At 42.9% G+C, this 20,981-nt stretch carries 23 protein-coding genes; 14 read left to right on the top strand and 9 right to left on the bottom strand.

Translation table 11 applies throughout. The annotated features are described in order from the left end of the window. The first annotated feature begins 386 nt into the window (after positions 1–386). Both ACFGVR_RS22290 and ACFGVR_RS22285 read left to right on the top strand, forming a co-directional pair. Positions 387–893 carry a DUF4126 family protein gene (locus ACFGVR_RS22290; protein WP_448699872.1) on the top strand — a complete coding sequence of 169 codons (507 nt, stop codon included), beginning with the start codon at positions 387–389 and terminating at the stop codon, positions 891–893. Positions 894–1,044: 151 nt separating this feature from the next. Continuing rightward, the gene (locus tag ACFGVR_RS22285) at positions 1,045–1,284 is read left to right on the top strand and encodes a hypothetical protein (protein WP_066005571.1); all 240 of its coding nucleotides are present in this window, start codon (positions 1,045–1,047) and stop codon (positions 1,282–1,284) included. A gap of 68 nt (positions 1,285–1,352) precedes the next feature. On the opposite strand, the gene ACFGVR_RS22280 is transcribed toward ACFGVR_RS22285, so the two are convergent. Together ACFGVR_RS22280 and ACFGVR_RS22275 are read right to left on the bottom strand one after the other, a co-directional pair. Next, positions 1,353–1,766: an OsmC family protein gene (locus ACFGVR_RS22280; RefSeq protein ID WP_448699871.1), complete on the bottom strand. Its 414-nt coding sequence runs from the start codon at positions 1,764–1,766 to the stop codon at positions 1,353–1,355. A gap of 78 nt (positions 1,767–1,844) precedes the next feature. Next, positions 1,845–2,870, bottom strand: a complete 1,026-nt coding sequence (locus ACFGVR_RS22275; RefSeq protein ID WP_448699870.1) for a PorP/SprF family type IX secretion system membrane protein — start codon at positions 2,868–2,870, stop codon at positions 1,845–1,847. A 166-nt stretch (positions 2,871–3,036) separates the two neighbouring features. Here ACFGVR_RS22275 and ACFGVR_RS22270 point away from each other — a divergent pair, with 166 nt between their 5' ends. Next, entirely contained in the window at positions 3,037–3,225 is a 189-nt protein-coding gene (locus ACFGVR_RS22270; RefSeq protein ID WP_448699869.1) for a hypothetical protein, read from the top strand. 22 nt (positions 3,226–3,247) lie between these two features. Here ACFGVR_RS22270 and ACFGVR_RS22265 read toward each other — a convergent pair whose 3' ends face one another. Further along, on the bottom strand, positions 3,248–3,865 hold the full coding sequence (locus ACFGVR_RS22265) for a hypothetical protein (RefSeq protein ID WP_448699867.1): 618 nt from the start codon (positions 3,863–3,865) through the stop codon (positions 3,248–3,250). Between the two features lie 124 nt (positions 3,866–3,989). Between ACFGVR_RS22265 and ACFGVR_RS22260 the strand changes: the two genes are divergently transcribed. Continuing rightward, positions 3,990–4,469 carry a hypothetical protein gene (locus ACFGVR_RS22260; protein WP_448699865.1) on the top strand — a complete coding sequence of 160 codons (480 nt, stop codon included), beginning with the start codon at positions 3,990–3,992 and terminating at the stop codon, positions 4,467–4,469. Between the two features lie 58 nt (positions 4,470–4,527). On the opposite strand, the gene ACFGVR_RS22255 is transcribed toward ACFGVR_RS22260, so the two are convergent. From ACFGVR_RS22255 to ACFGVR_RS22245, 3 genes are read right to left on the bottom strand one after another with little or no spacing between them, the layout of a single operon-like run. Beyond that, a complete protein-coding gene (locus ACFGVR_RS22255) occupies positions 4,528–6,567 on the bottom strand; it encodes a S9 family peptidase (protein ID WP_448699864.1) in 2,040 nt (679 codons plus the stop codon). 15 nt (positions 6,568–6,582) lie between these two features. Continuing rightward, entirely contained in the window at positions 6,583–7,821 is a 1,239-nt protein-coding gene (locus tag ACFGVR_RS22250) for a nucleoside recognition domain-containing protein (protein ID WP_448699863.1), read from the bottom strand. A gap of 21 nt (positions 7,822–7,842) precedes the next feature. Then, positions 7,843–9,021, bottom strand: a complete 1,179-nt coding sequence (locus ACFGVR_RS22245) for a M14 family zinc carboxypeptidase (RefSeq protein ID WP_448699861.1) — start codon at positions 9,019–9,021, stop codon at positions 7,843–7,845. A gap of 43 nt (positions 9,022–9,064) precedes the next feature. Between ACFGVR_RS22245 and ACFGVR_RS22240 the strand changes: the two genes are divergently transcribed. The 9 genes from ACFGVR_RS22240 (at position 9,065) to ACFGVR_RS22200 (ending at position 16,196) form a co-directional block, all read left to right on the top strand. After that, positions 9,065–9,508: a DinB family protein gene (locus ACFGVR_RS22240; protein WP_448699859.1), complete on the top strand. Its 444-nt coding sequence runs from the start codon at positions 9,065–9,067 to the stop codon at positions 9,506–9,508. Positions 9,509–9,523: 15 nt separating this feature from the next. Beyond that, positions 9,524–9,937, top strand: a complete 414-nt coding sequence (locus ACFGVR_RS22235; RefSeq protein ID WP_448699857.1) for a DUF3052 domain-containing protein — start codon at positions 9,524–9,526, stop codon at positions 9,935–9,937. A gap of 44 nt (positions 9,938–9,981) precedes the next feature. Further along, complete coding sequence (locus ACFGVR_RS22230) at positions 9,982–10,242, top strand: hypothetical protein (RefSeq protein WP_448699855.1); 261 nt, start codon at positions 9,982–9,984, stop codon at positions 10,240–10,242. Positions 10,243–10,348: 106 nt separating this feature from the next. Continuing rightward, positions 10,349–10,744, top strand: coding sequence for a VOC family protein (locus ACFGVR_RS22225; protein ID WP_448699853.1), 396 nt, complete (start codon positions 10,349–10,351; stop codon positions 10,742–10,744). Between the two features lie 144 nt (positions 10,745–10,888). Further along, positions 10,889–12,538 (top strand): IPT/TIG domain-containing protein, encoded by a 1,650-nt coding sequence (locus tag ACFGVR_RS22220; RefSeq protein WP_448699851.1) that lies wholly within the window; start codon positions 10,889–10,891, stop codon positions 12,536–12,538. 195 nt (positions 12,539–12,733) lie between these two features. Beyond that, positions 12,734–13,303 (top strand): DUF1572 family protein, encoded by a 570-nt coding sequence (locus ACFGVR_RS22215; protein WP_448699849.1) that lies wholly within the window; start codon positions 12,734–12,736, stop codon positions 13,301–13,303. A gap of 3 nt (positions 13,304–13,306) precedes the next feature. After that, positions 13,307–13,915, top strand: coding sequence for a DNA alkylation repair protein (locus ACFGVR_RS22210; protein ID WP_448699847.1), 609 nt, complete (start codon positions 13,307–13,309; stop codon positions 13,913–13,915). Between the two features lie 633 nt (positions 13,916–14,548). Then, the gene (locus ACFGVR_RS22205; protein WP_448699845.1) at positions 14,549–14,977 is read left to right on the top strand and encodes an OsmC family protein; all 429 of its coding nucleotides are present in this window, start codon (positions 14,549–14,551) and stop codon (positions 14,975–14,977) included. Positions 14,978–15,014: 37 nt separating this feature from the next. Continuing rightward, positions 15,015–16,196, top strand: a complete 1,182-nt coding sequence (locus tag ACFGVR_RS22200; RefSeq protein ID WP_448699843.1) for a trans-sulfuration enzyme family protein — start codon at positions 15,015–15,017, stop codon at positions 16,194–16,196. Positions 16,197–16,252: 56 nt separating this feature from the next. Here ACFGVR_RS22200 and cmk read toward each other — a convergent pair whose 3' ends face one another. Next, complete coding sequence (gene cmk / locus ACFGVR_RS22195; protein ID WP_448699841.1) at positions 16,253–16,936, bottom strand: (d)CMP kinase; 684 nt, start codon at positions 16,934–16,936, stop codon at positions 16,253–16,255. A gap of 24 nt (positions 16,937–16,960) precedes the next feature. Between cmk and arfB the strand changes: the two genes are divergently transcribed. After that, positions 16,961–17,374: an alternative ribosome rescue aminoacyl-tRNA hydrolase ArfB gene (arfB, locus tag ACFGVR_RS22190; RefSeq protein ID WP_448699839.1), complete on the top strand. Its 414-nt coding sequence runs from the start codon at positions 16,961–16,963 to the stop codon at positions 17,372–17,374. Positions 17,375–17,398: 24 nt separating this feature from the next. Here arfB and ACFGVR_RS22185 read toward each other — a convergent pair whose 3' ends face one another. Both ACFGVR_RS22185 and lon read right to left on the bottom strand, forming a co-directional pair. Next, complete coding sequence (locus tag ACFGVR_RS22185; protein WP_448699837.1) at positions 17,399–18,343, bottom strand: lipid A-modifier LpxR family protein; 945 nt, start codon at positions 18,341–18,343, stop codon at positions 17,399–17,401. 77 nt (positions 18,344–18,420) lie between these two features. Continuing rightward, positions 18,421–20,895, bottom strand: a complete 2,475-nt coding sequence (gene lon / locus ACFGVR_RS22180) for an endopeptidase La (RefSeq protein ID WP_448699835.1) — start codon at positions 20,893–20,895, stop codon at positions 18,421–18,423. Positions 20,896–20,981: the final 86 nt, after the last annotated feature.

Here is a 20,981-nt window from a genome sequence, read left to right as displayed (position 1 = left end):
TTTTAACTGAAATTAACATTTTGATACTTTATAGAAAAATCCTGTTTTTGATACAGATTTTAATATAATAATACTCATATATTATACTTTTCCTTCATTATATATCTCTATTTGTGATAAACTCATAATTACAAAAAAGTATAGATGTATATAAATGTGTAAATGTGGATAACTATAGCCAAAACAAAGCATTATAAGCCCCGTTATAGTATTATATTTATAATATAAACCAATTTCTACCTAATCGAAAGGAGTGTTTTACATCGTGAACGAGTTGATAATCGTACTGATTGTATGTAATGTGTTTGCTGCTATTTACCGCGCCAGCCATAGCAAAGTTTATTAGTATTTAGCGAACAATAATTGGGAAGCAACGTTAAATAAGTATGACAAAGCTTCCCAATTATTTAATACCCTCGTTAGCCTTAGGGGCGTTATCCGGAATGCGCTCATTTACGGGCCTGGCATTAACAGCCTATATGCTTAACCGCAACCCATCCCGAACGCTCGAACGTTCGCATTTACCCTTTAAACATTTACAATCGCCAGCCGTGGCAAACACCATAGCTGTTTTGGCCTTAGGCGAGTTAATAGGCGATAAGCTGCCTTTTACGCCCAATCGTACCAATGCGCTTCCGCTCACGGGGCGTGTGGTAAGCGGTGCATTTACCAGCGCAACCTTACTAAAAGCTAAAAATGGCAATGCCGTTACCGGGCTAATACTTGGAGGCGCATGTGCCCTGGCAGCTACGTTTGCAAGTTTTTATCTGCGTAAAGCAGTAACCGGCCATGGTAAATTAAGCAATGTTGCCGCCGGGCTGATCGAAGATGGTTTAGTTTTGGGAGCAGGTGCCCTGCTGGTTTCAAAATTCAATACCAGCAAGGTTAAATAATTATCGTTTAACTATAAAATATGACGTATAAGTAGGTGTTTTGATTAGCTATATTTCAACTATGTTATTAAATTTGATTTTCAATTAAAACAACCATTTGGCTTTTGGTGTTTTATATACAGTCGCGGCAAATTTTAAAAAATTAACTATCATGAAAATATCGGCAGAAACCTTGAAAAAATTTCATTTGATCCCAAAAATGAAACTCCAAAAAACATTGTACAAGCTTGCTAACAATTACTTTATAGAAGTTGAAGATGTTGGCGAGAAAACCATCTACGAAATGTATTGGGAAAACTGGGGACGTAAAATACGTTTTAGTGCAGGCACCTTTAAATGCGAGGATGACTTTATTTACCATGTTGAGTATGCCTCAACCTGTAATGAGTAATACTTGTATATAGCCGTTATACGGATATTTTCAGCAGATACCTAAACCGCTCTTACGGGCGGTTTTTTTTATGCGGTAACCAAACTGGTTTTAATATCAATATGCCCCGTTAAAATTTGATGCACAGGGCACGAGTTGGCAATAGTGAGTAGGCGGTTGCGCTGCTCTTCGGTTAAATTCCCTGTAAAGCTGATGCGGCGTTCAATAACTGTATCGGCATTTATGCGGTACATTTCCAGTTTTACGTTTATATTATCTACAACCCACATTTTTCTATCGGCATACATGCGCAGTGTTATAGCCGTACAGCTGCCCAGGCTGGCCAGTAAAAGGCTGTAAGGGCTCATACCTGTATCAGTACCCATTGAGGTTTCGGGTTCATCAGCAGTGAGCGTATGCCCGGCCGATGTAATGGTAGTTTGGTAATGCTCGCGCCCGATGTGTGCTTCGGCGCTGGCCGATGGTTGCAGGTTTAAACTCATAGCTAAAAGTACAAAATACAATTAAAACAAAAAGCAGCCAATAAGGCTGCTTTTTGTATGATGTTATCTGCAGTGTTATTAATAGAAACTATAACACCTGCTTGTACCTTCAAACTTATTATAACTATCGCGCCCGGGGAAGGTGGTTTGGTAACTTACACTTCCCTCGCTTGTGCCATTGGTATTTGAGTAACCCATTGTTGATACGGCTGCATCATGACTTAAGCCTAAACGAAACTTCTCGCCTGTATCCTTGTGTAAAAACAGATCAAACACCAGCGATAGCACAACCGCGTTAGGGCTGCCCTGGCCATCAGTACGGTACCACAGCCCGGCGCTTACACCTCGCCTTTTATATTCGGCGCCAAAGCTCATGATGCTGGCAGTAGCTTGTTTGTACATCACCACTGATGGTATAACGTATGATTTATCGGCCTCGTCGCCCGTGTTGTACGGGTCAACATCAAGCTTATAGCTTAAATGCAAGGCAGCACGCATAGCTAAATTTGATGGTGTACCGGTAAACGACTGATCTGGTTTGTTTAGGTGTTGCAGTGTTGCGCCACCCATAAACTTGCCCATTACCAGGTTAACACCCACGCCCGAATCAAAATAGTATTTGTTGTTAAATGCCGGTGCTTCGGCAGATGTGGTTGATCCCGGGATATAACCCGATGTAGGGTCTATCTGGTCGGCAAATATCAGTTTACTGAAATCTATCTGGCGGTTAGCTATACCCGCCTGCAAACCAAATGACAGTACATAACTGTCGCCCCCGATGCTGTACGCATAAGTAGCGGCAACACTGTTCTGTACAAAATAGGCCGAACCTTCGTTGCTGCGGTTAAACATTAAGCCTACGCCGCCGCCAAACTGGGGCAGGTTATAATCAACAGAGGCGTTTAAATAATTGAGTTTGCCAACAGCGCTCCATTGGTTACGGTATATCATGTTTACACGCAGGTCGCCCTCAAACTGGCCCGTAAGGGCAGGGTTAAGGTAAACAGGTGCGTTAAAAAACTGTGAAAAAATGTGGTCCTGGGCATTTGCTGCAACGGCTGCAACTAACAGGCTAAACAGCAGTAAAAATCTCCTTTTCATCATCCTCTTCGTTTTACACTGGTATATTGGTTAATTGATTACTAACCACGTTCGGATTTATACGATAAGAAAATAAAAATAGTTATAGTTAAATTAAAAATTTTGAGAAGCTGCTGGAAAAAAGAGGCGATAAGGGCATGTTTAATATAATTGTTACCTTTACTAACCGATGAAGACAAGTTACCTATATTTATACATTATTGCAGGATTTGTGCTGCTGGGCATCAGCATCTACGATATCTGGCTGGATTACCCGGCTATGCATCTTTCATCGTTTTACGATCTGATACCCGCCGCTGTTTTATTCTATATCGCCAATAAAGCTTATCGCGAAAAGAAAGATAAGGAGTTGATGTAGGTTAGTGGGTGAATAGTGGTTATCAATCCAATGCTTCTTTCATATAATCGCACAGTGCATGTTTATTAGCCAGATTAACGGTCAGGCATTCGTTCCAGTCGATCAGGATCAAACCGTAAGCAGAGCCTAACTGCAATAAAATGTTTTGCAGCCTTTCGGGATACGTGTTCAGTTCGTCGGCAATGGGGTTATAATCCAACCAGCAGTTGGTAATGATATCATCCTGAAACTCGTAATACAAAACATAGTTTTCAAAGCCAAAGCCACGGGTATTCTTTTTCGGGATGCGGTGGGACGAGTATCCGGTATAAACCGTATCAAAATAAAATAATGATGCCGTTTTGATCAGGGCCTTAAACTCTTTTTTATCGATGTTTAGATTTTTAATAGGATAGGCAACTTCATCCCTGCATGAGCAGTTTAAAAAACCGTCTCCGGTAAAGTTGCTCTCGGCATAACGCTTTACCTCATCGGTGTCAAATTGGCGGGTAAGCAGGTTTTGTACAGGAAGCAGCTCGATCTGGCAATAATTATCCTCATGAAAAAACACCGAATTACCTGCATTTTGCTTTTTAACTTTTAACAAAACCGCATCGGATAGAAAAGAATAGCACGAATTTATTTTGTGAAAAAGGCCCATCAAACTAATATATAACTTTTATACTAAAACATCGTATCACAGGTGGATCGATGTGGGCAGGGAGTTAACTTAAGTATAATTATGTAGTAACCTTGTAGCCACATTATAAGCCTATAATTATTAAATGGAAGCGGATAAATTTATACACACCATCGATATTACCTATGATAGTATCACTTTAAAAGTAGATAATGTAGCAGTATATACCGCTAAAGTGAAAACCCATCTATTTTCAGAAACATATACCATAGCAGAAGATGTTACCGGCAAAAAATATAAGCTAAAGATATTTAAAGGCGATAAGATCGAACTTTATAATCAGGAAATGGAGCCGGTATTGGATCTTAATTACCATATCGCCTATCATTGGCTTGAGCCGGATGTTAGTATAATTAATACCGCAAATAACATTTTTTTAACCGGTAAGCCCCAGGGCCTGGTGTACAGCGACACCGAAGTAACAGACATTAGTGGTTATTACGAACACCTTGCTACAACCTCAGATTTTACTTATAAATTTAGTTCTCCAAAAAACATCAATAATCCGTTCCATTTAATTATTTGTTGCTTTTGTTACAAAGCGTTGGTAAGACCACACACTTAATTAAACGCCCGGGATAGTGCACCCTTTTCCATCTTACCTTTCACATCTTCCATCAAAACTACAGCGTTTCTTTAAGCCAGTCAAAAAACTCGCGCTGCCAAACCATAGCGTTTTGAGGTTTGAGCACCCAGTGGTTTTCATCGGGCAGGTAAATCAGTTTTGATTTAATGCTTTTTAATTGCGCCGCCTGGAAAGCCTGTAGGCCCTGCTCGATAGGCACACGGTAATCTTTACCGCCTTGTATGATCATGATCGGCGTGTTCCATTTATCAACAAAGTTGCTGGGGTTAAATTTAGCGTACGATTTTTGGGCTTTGTAATTCATTTTATCCCAATAGTTACCGCCAATATCCTTATTGGCAAACCAGATCTCTTCGGTAGTGCCGTACCAGCTTTTCAGGTCGAACAGGCCATCATGGGCAATAAAGGTTTTAAAGCGGCCATTGTGCACACCGGCCAGCATATAAACCGAATAGCCGCCATAGCTTGCGCCAACGCAGCCTAAACGCTCTTTATCCACATAAGGTTCGGTCGAAATATCATCAATGGCGCTCAGGTAATCCTGTATGGCCTGGCCGCCCCAGTCGCCGCTTATCTCGCGGTTCCATTCCACGCCATGGCCGGGCATACCGCGGCGGTTAGGCGCAATAATAATATAACCGTTTGCCGCCATTAACTGGAAATTCCAGCGGAAGGAATAGCCCTGCGATAAAGGCGACTGCGGCCCGCCCTGGCAAAACAGCAGGGTAGGGTACTTTTTGTTCGCATCAAAATCGGGCGGGTAAATAACCCAGGCCAGCATATCTTTACCATCGGTGGTTTTAATGTGGCGTTCGGCAACGCGGCTGGTAGCCAGGCGATTGTTAAACTTATCGTTTATATCGCTCAGCTTTTGCATGGTGCCGGTGTTAAGGTTTACGTTGTAAATTTCGGCGGCATGGTTCATATCGGTGCGGGTAACGATCATGCCTGCGCCCGATTGCCCTATCATGCTGTTAATGTCCCACTGGCCTTTGGTAATTTGTTTGATGGTTTTATCAGCAATATCCACACTAAACAATTGCTCGGTGCCATTCATCACCGCAAGGAAATATATTTTAGAGCCATCTTTACTAAAGGTAAATGCGCTAACGGTTTCATCGAACTGTGCGGTAAGGTTTATCCTGGCGCCACCTTTAACATCACGCATCACGATGTCGTTTTTATCAGCTTCGTAACCGTCTTCTTTCATGCTTAACCACGCAATCTTCGAACCATCGCTGTTAAAGGCAGGGGCGGTATCATAACCATTATTACCCTGGGTAATGTCGCGGGTTTCGTCGGTAGCTATGGTGTATTGGTATAGATTGGTATTGGTGCTTTGGGCATAATCCTTACCAATTTTCTTTTTACAAACATAAATAATGCGTTTGCTGTCCGGACTAAATATCAAATCCTCCAGTCCGCCGCTTGGTTTTTGCGGTACATCAAAGGCTTCGCCGTGCATAATATCTTTTTCGTTGCTTATTTTGCCGTTATCGTAATCGGCTAAAAATATGTGCGAGCATTTACCTGCATTCCAGGTATCCCAATGGCGATAGTTCAGATCGGTAATAACATAGGCGTTCGCTTTCGGCAGATCGCTGTATTTATCTTTACCTAAAACCTTTTGCACCTGCACATCGCGTGTATACATTATTTTTTTGCCGTCGGGCGATATGCGGATATTATCAAAATCATCCTGCTGGTTAACGGTAAGCATGGCCAGGCTGCCGCCATCGCTGTTCATTTGCCATATCCGGCCATCGTACCAGTAAGTGATACGGCCGGTTACCGGGTCGATCTTCAATATGGACTTACTGCCGGGCTCGTTGGTAATTTGCTGATTAGCTCCTCCGTCAATGCTTACACTAAAAATATTGGGCTCTGATTTATTAAGACCCATATTATAGGTAGACACGGTATACAAAACATTTTTACCATCGGGCGTAAGGGTAGCACCGGCGTAGCGGCCCATTCTCCAAAGCATTTCGGGAGTTAATTTTTGCGGCGCCTGCTGGGCCTGTAGGTTAAGCGTTGCCATCACTAAAATTAACGGTACACATAAAAATGATCTCATCAGTTTCTTAATTGATTATCCAAAAAACAAATATCCAACAAATATTGCAGCAATTACACCGGCAAGATCGGCAATTAAGCCAAATGGAATTGCGTAACGCGAATTTTTAATGCCTACCGAACCGAAATACAAGGCAACAATATAAAAAGTAGTATCGGCCGAACCGTTGAAGATACACGATAACTGGCCTACAAATTTATCTACACCAAAGGCTTTCATATTCGAAATCATCATCGCCTTGGCGCCCGATCCGCTTAAAGGTTTTAACAGGGCAACAGGCAAAGCATCGCAAAAGCGGGTATCAACCCCTATAAAACCAAAAAACAGTTTGAAGCCATGTACGATATAATCGAGTGCTCCCGAAATGCGAAATACAGCGATGCCAACCAGCATAGCAACCAGGTAGGGGATGATTTTAACAGAAGTTTCGAATCCGCCGATGGCACCCTCAATAAAAGCCTCAAATACATTTACTTTTTTATAAACTGCGCCCAGGATAAAAATTACCGGTATTAAATAGAGTAGCAGGTTGCTTGCTACTGATGATACGACCCTCACCTGATCGGAAGTAAGGCAATAGTGGAAGTAAAAGATGATGAGCGCGATAAAAGCTGTAAGTCCGCCAAGCCAGGCAATAATTACCCTGTCTAACAGGTTGATCTTTTGTTTAAGTGACACCGCTAAAATACCGACCATTGTAGCAACGTAGGTGGCTATAATGCATGGAATAAAAATATCTGATGCATCTTTTGAATGAAGTATTGCCCTTTGAGCGATGATACTGATAGGTAATATAGTTAAACCGGAAGTGTGCAGCACCAAAAACATGATCTGCGCGTTGGAGGCAGTTTCCTTTTCGGGATTAAGTTCCTGCAAACTGGCCATGGCCTTTAAGCCAAGTGGGGTAGCGGCATTATCTAAACCTAAAAGGTTAGCCGAAAAGTTCATCATCATGTTGCCTGTTGCCGGATGTTCCTTTGGTACTTCGGGAAAGAGGCGGTGAAAAAATGGTCCGACAATACGAGATAAGAAGTTGATAGCACCTGCTTTTTCGCCAACCTTCATTATACCAAGCCAAAATGCCATAGTACCGATCAATGGCAAGGCGATATCCATTACGGAGGATTGCGAAGACGACATAATACCATCTACCAACAGCTTAAAAGCTTCTGTATCGCCCAGAAAAATTAGCTTGCATAGCGCTATGACGAATGCTATGATGAAAAACGCTATCCAGATATAATTTAAGGCCATGTAAAAAATTAAGCGATGAAGTTAATTGTTTTCAGAAACAATTATACCATTTTCAAAACAAATCAGCCTGCCATCGCCGTAATTTAGGATAAAATTGGCCGGGCTATCCAAAACTAAAGGGTTGGTAATTAGCGCTTCGGTAGCATCAATGTACGTGTAAGCACCCCATGTGCTCAAATCACCAATATCGGCAACGGTATAGATCAAGGTACTGGTTTGCCCGGTAAGATCAAATTGTTCGGTATAATTGAGCCCGATATCAGTTTTAATGATCCCGGCCCGGGTTTGCAGCCGGCAGTTGCTGATGAGGATATGAAAGATCTCTTTGTTGTTTTGCGGGATGTTGTAGTAGTCGTCGATGTTTTGCTGCTCATATTCGCGGGATGCTATCTGCTGTAAAGCAAACACTATGGCATCAAAGTTTAGTTTGCGTACAAACTGCCGCTCAGGGTCGCCAATATACCCGCCCGATTCGATCAATATGGTGGCCATACCCAGCCGCTGAAAATTATCGCCAAAGGAGCGGGGCTCGAATGTATCATCCCAGCGGCCGATTTGCCCGGGGATTTGTTGCTGTAACAGATTATTGATACCAGCCACCACCTGTATGGCTTTTAAGCGCGAAGGGCTAACGCTCGCCTGTTCATCGGCCGGTGGAGCAAGCAAGGCAATAGGCGCAGGCTTTCTACTCCCGGTTACCGACCATAGCGACATCTGGTCGTGCAGGTTAAAACCAAACTCCGGTTTAATGCGCTGTTGCATCTGTTTTAATGCGCGCGCCTCCGGGCTTTGCTCTGCTAAAAAATCGCGGTTAATGTCAATATCCTGCGCGTTACGGCGAGTCCAAACTTCAGTGCCATCCGGGTTAAGCATCGGGATAAAATACAGGGTACAGTTATCCAGTATCTGCTTCCTGATATCGTTGTGCTCATCATCGGCACTAAAAAAAATGAAAACATCAAGCAGGGCCAGGGTAGCGGTGGGCTCGTCGCCATGCATCTGGCTCCACAATAATACAGTTGTTTTACCTGTGCCTATGCTTAGGCAATGAATAGCCCGGCCTTGCGCGGACATGCCTATTTGTTCAATCCTAAATATACCATCGGCCTTGAGCTGTTCAATTTTAGCCTGTAAAGCGGAATGGTTAATAAACCGATTAGTAAATGCAGTATCGCGATAAGTGTTATGGTTAACCGGCATCAATAAATATTAAGGTGTAAATATAAATGTATAATTTGCGGTTATGGAAAATGCCGCGCAAAATATTGATCAGCTGGTTCAGGATTTTTTGATCATGATGATCACCAATGATATTGATTGGGTAAGTAAACCCGGCCCGGATAAATGGTCGAAAAAGGAGATCATGGGCCATTTGATAGATAGTGCGAGCAATAACCTGCACCGCTTTATACGCTGCACCTACGAGCAGAATTTTAAACTGGTTTATGCACAAAACGAATGGGTTGAAGCGCAGCATTACCAGGATGCAAAGATTGGGGACCTGCTTACTTTATGGCGGTTGCTAAACAAACAGATCAGTACGGTGTTAAAGAATTATCCCCAACAATTGCTGCAAAACACTTGCGACACAGGTAAACAACAGGTAAATTTACATACGGTTGAGTTTTTGGCTAACGATTATGTGGCGCATTTAGAGCACCATTTAAAACAGATCATCACTATTTAATTATGCAAATTAATTATGCAAACAGCAGGATATTCGGGTACGCCGCTGGCTAAAAAGTTAGGTATAAAGCCGGAGTTTAAGGTCGAACTAATCAACGCGCCCGACCATTACCTCAATTTGTTTAGCGACATGCCGCCCAATGTGGTGTTTACTCATTACCCCGATGAACTGAAGAACATGATCCACTTTTTTGTGCGGCACAAGCAGGTATACTTTGAAGTTTTACCCCAGCTTAAAGAACAAATTGTACAAAACGGCATGATCTGGGTATCATGGCCCAAAAAAGTATCAAAAGTGCCAACTGACTTGACCGAAAACATTATTCGCGATTATGCTCTGGAGACCGGATTGGTTGATGTTAAAGTTTGCGCGGTTGATGAGGTATGGAGCGGGTTGAAACTGGTGATCAGGTTGGCGGACAGGGTGTAAGTGGCAGGGATTAGTTGCAGCAGCAGTTTTAAAAGAAGATAATTATGGAGAAGTTTCCCCAATTAAAAGAAGGACAGGTTGCCTTGTTACGGGCCGATTTTAAAACGGGCCATGTGTTGGATGAATTATTTAAAGAAGCAGTTAAAACTGATCAGGAGATCTATACCATATTTGACGACAAGGGCGAAGCACTGCAATTTGCAAAGTCGATCATTGCTGCGCGGAAAGATATTGAATGTGTGATATCGGGCGAAGACGGCGAAATGATCTTTTATGTCACCCCTCAAAACATCGCATCATTTTAATGATGGCAAATGCAGAAACAGAATACAGAAATAACGCCCTTAAAGCAATGCTGTTGCACAGTCAAAGTTTTTAACTTCGGCGGGTTTAATACCTTATATATAAAGAATGATCAGAACAGAAGTAATTATAGGAGTTAAAAATGTGCCTAAAAGTGCCGAATGGTATATGGCTCTTTTAGATTGTAAAACCACCCACGGTGGCAATAATTTTGAAATACTGGCCGACAGGCAGGATGGTACCACTATTTTATGCCTGCATAAATGGGGCGTGCATGAGCATTCGACCCTGATGAGTCCGGATGTGAAAAAGGGGAACGGGCTGATCCTCTATTTCAGGGTGAATAATTTTAACGAGGTGTGGGACAACGCCCGTGAGCTGTACGCCGTAATAGAAGAAGTGCCGCACCTTAACCCCAATTCGGGCAGGCAGGAGTTTTCACTGCGTGACCTGGATGGCTATTATGTGGAGATAGCTGATGACAGCGGCGAACCTTTTAAATAATTAAGCATGGAGAACGGCAGTACCAATTACCTTGATAGCGTTAAAAAACCATTTCGCTATATAAATCGGTTAGCGACAGGGTGATAGCCCAGGTTGGCGGACAGGCTGTAGAAAAGTATTTATATATTTGTGAAACTCATATTTATGAAATCGCATCAAAATAAATTCTGGGGAGTTTTATTACTATTGACTGGCATATTTGGAGCATGCAAACACAATCCTGATATACCTAATCCTAATATTAGCCCTACTATTATTAGTGTAAGTAAATTAAACGGAGTTCAAGGCGATAATGTTTTAATCACGGGTACAGATTTCAGTGCGATCTCTGCAGAAGATTCTGTTAAATTTAATGGCACCTATGCAGCTGTTACCATGGCAAGCTCAACTACGTTAAATGTGCTTGTCCCCGCAGGAGGTAGTACAGGGCCAATAACCGTTAAAGTGAAAAATAGCACTGCAGCTATTGGCCCTGTTTTTTCATATCAATCGTCTGCTAACTCTGTCGTACCCGATAATGGTATAGCAGGCGATACTGTTGTAATTACCGGCACTGATTTTTTAACGGCTATTACAAGTAACATCGTGAAATTTAATGGAGTGGCTGCTACAGTTATTGCTGCAACAAATACGCAACTTACAGTACAGGTGCCTGCAGGTGCCTCAACTGGCCTGGTAACTGTTTTGGCTAACACCGGGGTAACTTTACCCGGTATAAACTTCACAATCAATCCGCCGGGTAGCTTGGCCTGGCAACAGGTTGGCACGTTGGCAACCAACAGAGAGCAGCATTTTGCAGCTACCGCCGGCGAGAAAGTTTTGATTAGTGCGGTTACCACTACAAACACACCCTATGTATATTATAGCAGCGATGGCACGTTGTTTAGTGATGTAACATCAAAATTGCCATTTACTACTAAACCAACCACTTTTTACCAACTGATCTCAAACGCAGGCAGTTTTTATTTAAGCACCGATCAGGGTTTGGCTTCAACTTCGGACGGGCAGAACTGGACACTTCTTTTTAATAAAAGTACCTTTAATGCCACCCCCACAAGCATCGTGTTTGTAAACACTGATATGTACGTTTGTGCAACCAAAGCGGCAGGTGGAGTTATCGCTCAATTTTTTAAATCAACTAATAACGGAGGTGTCTGGAGTAAAATAAGCGATATTCCAATTTTAAATCTCAACCAATCGCAGCGCGGAACAGTAGTTAAAACCAGTAACAATACGTTTTACGCTATCGGCGGAACTCCCTTGTATAACGGCGGTGTGTACTCGTTAGAAGCTGGTAAGCCACTTGTTTCAAGCGAAATAACCCCTTATAAATCTACAGATTTTGGATTGACATGGAATACTACGGCCAATCCAACATATCTTGGAAACTCGTTTGGCAGTTTGCAAAATATGTTGTTGCCGGTAGCCAATAATCTATATTGTATTTATCAACTGGGCTATTTTGGAGCATTGAATGTACCTGCAAATTTATATCGTAGTGCCGATGGCGGTGCTACATGGCAAGCTCAAAATAGTGTGCCAACATTTCAAACCGCCAATGGGCTAAGATGTATAAATGCAAACGCGACCACCATGCTTGTTGCTGATGAGAATAAAAAATTGGATGTTACAACAGACAATGGCACTACTTATCAAAGTTATAGTTTACCATCAACAGTTTATGAGACGTTTGCCGTTGCAAAATCAAATAAGTACGTATATGTTATCGCAAATACGTTTGTTGGAGGAGTGCAATACAACAACGCGGTTGTATTTAGAGCAAAATTACAATAGGATAGATGTTTGATTAGTAGGTCTTGTAGCGATCTCTGTGCAATATTATCGATATGATACAACCAACTATCCTGATTCTCTCGTAGAATATTTCGAACCCTTTTAATCGATTAAATATGATGCGTTGTTTTGATTTCGAGACGGTGCGTCTATTTGATTATAGATGAACCTGATTCAGAATAAAATTTGATATACATGGAAAACATTGGCGGTAATTACCTCGATACAGTAAAAAAGCTATTTCGTTATTATAAATCGGTTGGCGATAAAGCGATAGCCCAGGTTAGCGAACGGAACATACACTGGCGTTATAATGCCGATTCGAATAGTATTGTGGTGATCGTAAAGCACATCGCAGGTAATTCAATTTCGCGATGGACGGATTTTTTAACCTCCGACGGTGAGAAACCTACCCGCGACCGCGACGATGAGTTTGAACCGGAAGACATGAGCAAAGCAGATATGATGGCCTTGTGGGAAAATGGCTGGGACTGCCTGTTTAACGCGATCGACCCGCTTACCGAAAATGATCTGCTGAAAAGGATCTATATCCGTAACGAAGGACATACGGTAATTGAAGCTGTAAACCGCCAGTTGGCGCATATACCTTACCATATCGGGCAAATTGTGTTTGTTGCCAAAATGATCTCGGACGACCCGTGGCAATCATTAACCATCCCCAAAGGCGAATCAAAAACGTTTAATCAGGGTAAATTTGCGTCAGAAAAGAAAGATCAGTTTTTTACCGATGGGTTGAAGAAATAACTTATGAATGATGAAATATCAGCTATCATTGCTGATCTGCAAAAAACCGAGCATGGTTTTAAACATATTGTTGAAGCAGGCGATAAACTGTTTGCCGATAAAAATTTGTCGCATCTGCAAATTGCGGGTGGGTTGATCAATCATAAAACCTACCAGGCACGTATGCTGGGCGTACATATATTAGGCAGGTTATCAGCAAACAACGCCGCGGCACTGTCACTTCTTAAAACCAATGTAGTTAATGATGCCAACTGGCGCGTGCAGGAAATGCTGGCCAAAGCCATCGATCAGTATTGCAAAGATACCGGCTACGAACAGGCATTGCCCGAAATAAAGTTGTGGCTCAGTGATCGCCACCATAACCTTAACCGTGCGGTTGTTGAGGGTTTACGCATCTGGACGGGCCGGCCTTATTTTAAAGCAAACCCGCAGGCAGCTATTAAACTCATTGCCAAATTGCGCTCACACGATAGCGAATATGTGCGTAAATCGGTAGGTAATGCTTTGCGCGATATTGGTAAAAAACACCAGTCCTTAGTTTTAAAAGAGTTAACCGGCTGGGATCTGTCTGATCCTAAAGTGGCCTATGTGTATAAGCTGATAGCAGGTTAAAAACACCCTGCTAAATAAAAAATCCCTTGCCTTCACCAGAAAGCAAGGGACTAAACCCTAACTAAAATAATATTGAAACAAACTCTACTGTAATTTATACGGAAGGCTGGTTTAAAGGTTTCGGTTATTTTAAAAAATATTTGCGGCATTGATAACAGATGATCAATACCTGTTTTATTTGAATAATTGACAGTTTTTGCTTATATTGTATGCTTACCGCGATGGAAAATGGATAAGGTAAGATGGAAAATGTATTTAAAAATTTCTTACAATTTCCCCCCTCCGGGGAACAGATGCAAGAATTAAGAGCCAGGAATCAAGACTAAAACAATTGCGAATTATTCTTACAATTTCCCCCCTTGAAGAAGAGCCAGAATCAAGAATAAGACAAAGTTAAAAACACCGAACAATACCTATGTGTATGGCGAATCAGGATGCAAGGATCAAGACACAAAGACACCTGCTGATTTCCTATTGAAACACCATGTCAATATGTAAACCTTCCAACATTTAAACTTTGCAACATAAGCCAACCTTGCAACATTCGGGCACACAAAACATGACAAGCACCAAACATTTACGGGCTTTAATTTCTGCGCAAAAAAGCTAAATTTGCGACTTATTATATAGACAATGGCTACTATTGAGTTATCGCGCCTGCATGGCGATTTTGGTTTTGAAGCGAAAGACGAGAACGGACACAGCGTACGTATGGACAGCAGCCCCGAAAGCGGCGGCGAAAACTTTGGCGTGCGCCCGATGCAAATGTTGCTGATGGGCCTGGCCGGTTGTAGCGGTATTGATGTAATTAGTATATTGAAAAAGCAACGCCAACAGGTTGTTGATTATAAAATGGTTGTAAAAGGCGAGCGCGAAACCGGCAAAGAGCCCTCGTTATGGAAGGATGTTACTTTAGAGTTTCATATTTACGGCCCTGTTGACCCGGATAAAGCCGAACGCGCTGTTGAGCTATCGGTAAACAAATATTGTTCGGTGGCGGCAACTTTAACCGGATCGGGAACTGCGCTAACCTACCAGGTTTTTGTACATCCCGCAGCTTAATTAATCTATCTATCTCCAATTTAAATAACAACATATAATGTCCAGTAAGTTAGACCCTGTAACCCAGGCAGTACGTATACAAACTCCCCGCAGCGAGCAGGGCGAACATTCTACACCTTTGTTTTTAACCAGCAGTTTCGTTTTTGACGATGCCGAATCAATGCGCGCGGCTTTCGCCGAAGAATCGGACGATAATATTTACAGCCGTTTCAGCAACCCAAATGTTGATGAGTTTACCGCTAAAATGGTAGCTTTAGAAGGCGCTGACGCGGGTTTTTCAACAGCCAGCGGCATGAGCGCAGTGGTAGGGTCCATTATGTCGTTGTTAAAAAACGGCGATCACATGATCGTGTGCAGCTCGATATTTGGCAACACCAATACCTTTATCAAAAAATACATGCCGAACTTCGGTATCACCTATACCATGGTTCCGGCTGGCGATAATGCTGCCTGGGAGGCCGCAGTGCAGCCCAATACCAAAATGGTATACTTGGAAACACCTACCAACCCGCAGTTGGAAGTGCTCGACCTGGAATGGATAGGCCAGTTCACTAAAAAGCATAAACTGATATTTAATGTAGATAACTGCTTTGCCACACCATTGCTGCAGCGCCCAACCGAGTTTGGTGCCGACCTGGTTGTGCATTCGGCTACCAAGTGGATTGACGGCCAGGGCCGTGTTTTGGGTGGGGTAGTGGTTGGCCGTGCTGACCTGATCCGCGAGATCTACTTGTTTTGCCGGGTAACCGGTCCATCGTTATCTGCATTTAATGCCTGGGTACTGAGCAAAAGCCTCGAAACCCTTGATGTACGGATGCAGCGCCATTGCGAAAACGCTTATAAAGCTGCCGAAACTTTGCAAAATCACCCTAACGTAAGTTTGGTGAAATACCCTTTTCTGAAAGGGCACCCGCAATATGATATCGCTAAAAAGCAGATGAAAGGTGGGGGCGGTGTATTTTGCCTCGAGGTTAAAGGAGGGGTAGAAGCCGGCCGCAAATTTTTAAATGCATTGCAAATGCTGTCGGTAACGGCTAATCTTGGCGATACCCGCAGTATTGCATCGCACCCGGCAAGCACTACACATAGCAAACTTACAGATGAAGAACGTGCTGCTGTAGGTATTACTCCAGGCCTGATCCGTATTTCGGTAGGATTGGAAAAGGTTGATGATATTATTGCTGATATCAGCCAGGCTTTGGATAAAAGCGCACTGTAAATATGTTGCCCCCGGTAACTGGATCAGGCACCGGGGGCAAAAAAAATAACGGAACCCTATTCCGCAGCCTTTAAAAACGGCGTGATCTTATCAATAGCGAACTGCAATTGTTCGTCGGGAGTGAGGTCGGTATTATCTAAGATAATGGCATCGTGTGCACGCATCAGCGGACTTTCCTTACGGGTCGTATCGGCATAGTCGCGATGGGCGAGATTCTCAAAAACATCTTCTAAGGTCAGATCAGGATTTTTGGCGGTCAGCTCCTTGAAACGACGTTCGGCACGCACTTTGGGGTCGGCGGTCATAAACAGTTTCACCTGCGCATCGGGGAATACCACCGTGCCAATGTCGCGGCCATCCATAATGATGTTCTTTGATCTGCCCATACGCTGCTGCTGTTTAACCATCTCAACACGTACCTCATGAATGGCCGATACGGCGCTTACATTTTCTGATACGGGCATCAGGCGTATCTCGTCGGATACTTCCTCGTCGTTCAGCATAATATGCGTTTCGTAATCGCGCGAATGGAAGTTGAGGTGGATGTTGCTCAGCGCATCAACAACTTGTCCGTGATCTTTTAAATCGATATTATTGCGCAAAAAATACAGGGTTACCGCGCGGTACATGGCACCGCTATCGATGTAAATAAAGTGAAGTTTTTTAGCTAAAGCTTTGGCAATGGTGCTTTTACCGCACGACGAATATCCATCAATGGCAACTACTATATTATTACTCATACAAGCACGAAGATACGCATCAAAATGAACTTTACTAAAGCCGGCCTGCAAAGAAATATACAATACAAAACATCGCGCAGCGGCGGCGCGGGCGGGCAAAATGTTAACAAGGTATCGAGCAAGGTTGAGCTGCTGTTTTCCATTAGCGAAAGCGATGTGTTTACCGATGAAGAAAAACAGCTGATGCTGGGCAAACTGCAATCGCGCTTAAACAAAGACGGCCTGCTGCAAATTGTTTGTGATGAAGAACGCAGCCAGCACCTCAATAAAGAAATTGCTTTGGATAAGCTGGTTGATATATTGACCAAAGCTTTACATCAGCCTAAAAAGCGTAAAAAAAGCAAGCCATCAAAAGCTTCCATCGCCGCAAGGCTGGATAATAAACGAAAGGCATCATTAAAGAAAATTGGCAGGAGAAAAAGCGATTACAGTGATTAGAGCATCGAAGCAATCACCATAAAATCAGTGAAATCTATAGAGTACGCTTATCGAACCCCACTGCTCGGTTTTAACCATGGTTTTGGTATTATGACTTTGAAATGTAGCCGATGCGTTGATCACCCAATGCCCCATTACCAAAGCGCCGCCTATTTGCTGGCTAAATACCACTGGTGCTATACTTTTAACCACCTCGCTTTGGCCGGTACTACTCGTAAACATACTGCCTTGTATAGTGGCATCGTAAGCCACCAGGTTCAACAAGGGCTTATAGTAAACAAATAACTCATTTTTAGCCGGTTTACCGCTTGCTGTTACTGTGCTTGTAGTGCTTATGGAGTTGTACAGGGGATTAAGTGTACCCAGGCGAATCGTGGCGCCACCACCAGCGCCGGTAAAACCCGTGCCCGCGTTTATATAGCTGTTAAAGCTCATATCAATATTATCAATCCTGAATAATAAGGCGTTGTATTGTGCGGATAAATTGAGCTCAAAATCATTTTGTACCTGGTACTCCCAGCCATCAGGAGTGTAAAAGCCAAATGTTTTATGGATCAGATCCTGCGTTTCTTTACCATAAGCATGTGGCCCCACAAAGCCTGCCTGGGCGTCCAATTTTAAATTACTTTCGTTTTTGTAAAGCACATTTAACGATGAACCGATGTACAGGTATCCTGCAAACGGCCGGTCAATAAATTTAGGATTAAGAACAAGGCCAGACTGGGCCGTATATATTTTCTGACCAATTTCAAAACCTAATACTTTATTAGCAACACGGTTGGTATCAGTAAGATTTAAAGCATGATCAAAATACAAAAAGTTTCCGGCAGTATAATACCTGTCCTGCCCGTGGCCTAAAAAACCATCATTATCAGTCTGAAAACCTATTTCGTTTTTATAGCTTTTACTTTGTGCTACAACTATGCAACTAAACAACAACGAAACACTAAGCAGGGTAATAAACTTCATTAAAGGGGTTATAATCGGGGGCAAAAATATAAAAAAAGCCGGGCGATTATTCCGGCTTATATTAATTGTTTCTGCTGTTAATTTAAAACAGGTTTCAGGTCTTCCTTAACAGTCAGGTCTAACGGATCCTTAACTTTTTGTGTCATCAGGGCCAGGTCGATCACTTCACGCATATCAGTTACATAGTGAAACTGCATGTCTTTAATATAATCGCCTTTTATCTCGTTAATATCCTTTTGGTTTGATTTACATAGGATGACCTCCTTAATATTGGCGCGTTTTGCGGCCAGTATTTTTTCTTTAATACCACCCACCGGCAATACTTTTCCCCGTAAGGTAATCTCTCCGGTCATGGCCAGATGCGGTTTAACTTTGCGTTGGGTAAATGCCGATGTTAAAGCTGTAAGCATGGTTACACCAGCCGATGGGCCATCTTTAGGTGTTGCGCCTGCCGGTACGTGGATATGGATGTCCCACTGGTCAAACAGCTTCTGGTCGATCTTAAAGTGTGCCGCATGCGAGCGTAAATAAGCCAAAGCTATGGTTGCCGATTCTTTCATTACATCGCCCAGGCTACCGGTCAAAGTTAGCCTGCCCTTGCCGGGACTTAAGCTTGCCTCAATAAACAGGATGTCGCCGCCAACCTGTGTCCAGGCTAAGCCGGTAACCACGCCTGCCACATCATTATTCTCGTATTGATCCTTGTCAAATATCGGTGCGCCTAAAATACGTTCAACATCCTCTTTACTCACGGCGCTGTTGTATTCTTCTTCCATAGCAATGTTTTTGGCAATGCCGCGTATCAACGATCCTATCTTTTTCTCCAAAGAACGCACTCCCGACTCGCGGGTATAATCTTCAACCACCTTTTCGAGTACGTTATTTTTAAAGGTAACATCCTTGGTTTTTAAACCGTGTGCTTCTCGTTGTTTGGGCACCAGGTGTTGTTTGGCTATCTCAACCTTTTCTTCAATGGTATAGCCGTTAACCTCTATAATTTCCATCCTGTCCAATAAAGCAGGTTGTATAGTGCTTAATGAGTTTGCTGTTGCGATGAACATCACATTCGACAGATCGAAGTCCATCTCTACATAGTTATCATAAAAAGTACCGTTCTGTTCCGGATCGAGCACCTCTAACAAGGCAGATGACGGATCTCCACGGAAATCGCTGCCCACTTTATCAATCTCATCTAAAATAAACACAGGGTTTGCCGCGCCTGCTTTTTTTAGCGAAGTAATAACACGGCCCGGCATTGCACCGATATAGGTTTTACGGTGCCCGCGGATCTCGGCCTCATCACGTATGCCACCCAGGGCCATGCGTACATATTTACGGCCCAACGCTTTGGCTATTGATTTACCCAGCGATGTTTTACCCACACCCGGCGGGCCCACCAAACAAAGGATAGGGGCTTTCATGTTGTGCTTTAGTTTAAGCACGGCCAGGTATTCAATAATGCGTTGTTTAACTTTATCTAAACCAAAATGGTCTTTATCTAATACTTTTTGAGCTCGTTTCAGGTCAAAGTTATCTTTAGTGAACTCGTTCCACGGCAGGTCAAGTAGTAGCTCTAAGTAATTGATCTGAACCGAGTAATCCGCCGCAGCGGGATTAGTACGGGTTAGTTTTTCGAGTTCTTTTTTAAAATGCTCGCCAACTTCCTTACTCCATTTCTTTTTAACAGAACGGGTACGCAGGTTGTCAATTTCCAGGTCGGGCGAGTTACCGCCAAGTTCTTCCTGTATGGTTTTGAGCTGCTGATTCAGGAAATAATCGCGTTGCTGCTTGTCCAGATCGGTACGTACCTTGGTTTGGATCTGGTTTTTAAGCTCCAGCATCTGTATCTCAACTGTTAAATGCTCCAACACATTACGCGCACGGTCGCGAAGGCTATTCATTTCCAGCAGATCCTGTTTGGCAGCCATATCGGCATTCATATTGCTCGATATAAAATTGATCAAAAACGAGGTGCTTTCGATATTACGGATAGCAATGCCTGCTTCGCTGGGTATATTCGGCGAAAGCTGGATAATGCTCATGGCCATGTCTTTAATAGACGATACCATGGCTTTAAATTCTTTATCTTCTTTTAATTTAACCTCCTGGAAGGGTTGGATGGTTGCTTTAATATAAGGTTCGCTTTGTACCTCATCCTTCAGCATAAAACGCTTTTTACCCTGTAAAATAACGGTGGTGTTGCCATCGGGCATTTGCAGCATTTTAATGATCAGGGCAATGGTACCAACCTGGTTAAGTTGGGCAAAAGCAGGGTCTTCAATCCCCACATCCTGTTGCGCAACCACCCCGATCATGCGGTTACCCTTGTTGGCATCGCGTATTAATTTGATGGATTTATCGCGGCCAACCGTAATCGGTATAACCACACCTGGAAATAAAACTGTATTCCGCAGAGGCAGTATTGACAAAACTTCAGGTAGTTCTTCGTTGTTCATTTCTTCCTCATCCTCGGATGACATGAGGGGGAAAAACTCAGAATCTTCGTTTATAATAGGTAAAGCACTTCTAAAATCAAATGGATCAAAACTCATGGAGTAGTATCTATATATGTAATAACGTCAAATTGTCAGCCAATTTTATATAAACAGGCTGTTAATACGGGGTTAACCGATAGCAT

This window comes from Mucilaginibacter aureus (assembly GCF_053514885.1).
Note: the sequence above shows the minus strand (reverse complement) of the source record. Positions and strands in the feature narration are given on the sequence as shown.